General features: G+C 51.0%; 2 protein-coding genes and 1 pseudogene. 2 read left to right on the forward strand and 1 reads right to left on the reverse strand.

Annotation, left to right across the window (positions count from 1 at the left end; genetic code table 11):
* The coding region (locus ACR0P9_RS10590; protein WP_432619952.1) for a heavy metal translocating P-type ATPase at nucleotides 1–1786 on the forward strand (1786 nt) is incomplete at its 5' end.
* A gap of 30 nt (nucleotides 1787–1816) precedes the next feature.
* Here ACR0P9_RS10590 and ACR0P9_RS10595 read toward each other — a convergent pair.
* The gene (locus tag ACR0P9_RS10595) at nucleotides 1817–2059 is read right to left on the reverse strand and encodes a hypothetical protein (RefSeq protein ID WP_432619954.1); all 243 of its coding nucleotides are present in this window, start codon (nucleotides 2057–2059) and stop codon (nucleotides 1817–1819) included.
* 144 nt (nucleotides 2060–2203) lie between these two features.
* Between ACR0P9_RS10595 and ACR0P9_RS10600 the strand changes: the two are divergent.
* Nucleotides 2204–2631 (forward strand): annotated as a pseudogene (locus tag ACR0P9_RS10600) (hypothetical protein); the annotation flags it as partial.

Here is a 2631-nt window from a genome sequence, read left to right on the forward strand (position 1 = left end):
CGCTGTGATCGTAAAAGACGGCAAAGAAGTCGAAGTTTCCATTGAACAGGTCAAGAAGGGCGATATTTTTGTTGTGCGTCCGGGTGAGACAATTCCGGTTGATGGCATTGTGCTGTCCGGCAGCAGTGCAGTCAATGAAGCTGCCCTGACCGGTGAGAGCATTCCGGTAGATAAGATCGAAGGCGATTTGGTGTCGGCAGCGACGCTCAACCAATCCGGCTATTTGCAGTGCGAAGCATCTCGTGTCGGCGAAGATACGACGTTGTCGCAGATCATTCAGATGGTCAGTGACGCTGCGGCGACAAAGGCGCCGATTGCCAAAATTGCGGATAAAGTGTCCGGCATTTTTGTTCCGGCGGTTATCACCATTGCGGTGATTACGTTTGTCGTTTGGCTGCTTGTCGGACAGACCTTCAGCTTTGCGCTAGCGCGCGGCATCTCGGTTCTCGTTATCAGCTGCCCGTGTGCGCTGGGCTTGGCAACGCCGGTTGCCATTATGGTCGGCAACGGCAAGGGCGCAAAAAATGGTATTTTGTTCAAAACCGCCGTCTCGCTGGAAGAAACCGGTAAAGTTGCTGTTGTCGCGCTGGATAAGACCGGTACGATTACATCCGGCGAGCCCAAAGTAACTGATTTGGTTCCGGCGGAAACGTATTCAGAACAAGAACTGATGCAGCTGGCCTATGCGCTGGAAAAAAAGAGTGAACATCCGCTGGCACGTGCGATTGTCGAGCAGGCGGAACAAGACAAGTTGTCGGCGCAAGATGTGGAAGAATTTCAGGCTTTGCCGGGCAATGGTTTGTCTGCAAAATTAAACGGTGCACAGCTGCACGGCGGCAGCGGAACATTCATGCAGACCATTTGTGAGATTCCGGCATCCCTGCAAAAACAAGCACAGCAGCTTGCCGAGCAAGGCAAGACACCACTGTTCTTCAGCCGAGACAACCAGCTGGTTGGTATCATTGCTGTTGCCGATGTCATCAAATCGGATAGCCCGCAGGCAGTACAGGAACTGCGCCATATGGGCATTCACGTTGTTATGCTGACCGGTGATAATGAGCGGACTGCCAAGGCAGTTGGCAAACAGGCGGGTGTCGATGAAGTTATTGCCGGTGTTCTGCCGGATGGAAAAGAAGCGGTCATTCGACAGCTGCAAAGCCGCGGCAAGGTGGCTATGGTTGGTGACGGCATCAATGATGCACCGGCTCTCACACGTGCGGATATTGGCATCGCCATCGGCGCCGGTGCGGATGTTGCCGTTGATGCGGCAGATGTCGTGCTTATGAAGAGCCGATTGCTCGATGTGTCCGCCGCCATTCGCCTCAGCCGCGCGACGCTGCGCAATATTCATGAAAATTTATTCTGGGCATTTGCCTATAACGTCTGCGGCATTCCGCTGGCGGCAGGTGTATTTATTTCCCTGTTGGGCTGGAAGCTCAATCCAATGTTCGGTGCGGCAGCGATGAGCTTGTCCAGTTTCTGCGTTGTATCCAATGCACTGCGGCTCAATTTGTTTGACATCCGCAACGCTGCGAAAGATAAATCCATCAAGCATAAGAGAAAGGAACAAAAGACCATGACAAAGACATTGAAAATCGAAGGCATGATGTGCCCGCATTGCGAAGCAACGGTTAAGAAAGCACTGGAGGCAATTGACGGCGTAACCGAAGCAACGGCGGATCACAATACGGATACTGCTGTTGTCACGTTGAGCAAGGATGTTTCTAATGACGTCCTGCGCAAGGCAGTAGAAGATAAGGATTATCCGGTCAAGGATATTCAGTAATTTTTGAATATGCAAAAACGACAGCAGGCGTTATCGCTTGCTGTCGTTTGTTATCTCTGTATATCCGACAATTTCTCCGGATTTCACTTCGATGACTTCTGCAAATTCGCGTCCATCGCGTGTGTGATAATTGGGCTGACCGTCGTCATAGATGACACAGCCGTTTTCCAATTCCAGTGCTCGAAGATCTCCGTTAAAAATGCCCTCTAAAATTGGTTGTCCCAATAGCGGGCGAAGTCCTGTGCGGGCATCGGAAATTTTATATTTGGCCATGCAAAACACCTCCGTTTCGATACAACAGTATATCATTCCGGCGGCGCACTGTCCAGAGAAAACAGGGACACAGCCAGTATCCATGGCATAGAATGAAGTGAGGGAACGTTTCCCTTGTATTTGACCGGTAGGGAGGGTCAAACAATGGCACGATTTACCAATCAAGCAACATTATCATATAACGGTTCTGTCGTCAATTCCAATCTGGCAGTCGGTGAGATTTTAGAGGCATTGTCTGTGCAAAAGACCGCTGTGCGCGAGACGTATGTGTCTGGAGATACGATCACCTATGTGATTAGTCTGCGTAATGCGGGAGCAACTACATGGACAGGATTGACGATTTCGGACAATTTGGGAGCTTATGCATTCGGTACACCGGAGACAACGGCGTATCCGCTCAGCTATACAGAAGATTCTGTGCTGTATTATGCGAATGGCGTCTTGCAGGCAAAACCGACAGTCCAAGCCGGACCGCCGCTGACGATTTCCGGTATTACCGTTCCGGCAAATGGCAATGCAGAGATTGTCTATGAGACCAAGCTCACACCGCAGGCACCGTTAGGTGTGGAAGC

Origin of the sequence: Butyricicoccus sp. (assembly GCF_050872565.1) — a bacterium.
Taxonomy (GTDB): Bacteria; Bacillota; Clostridia; order Oscillospirales; family Butyricicoccaceae; genus Butyricicoccus_A.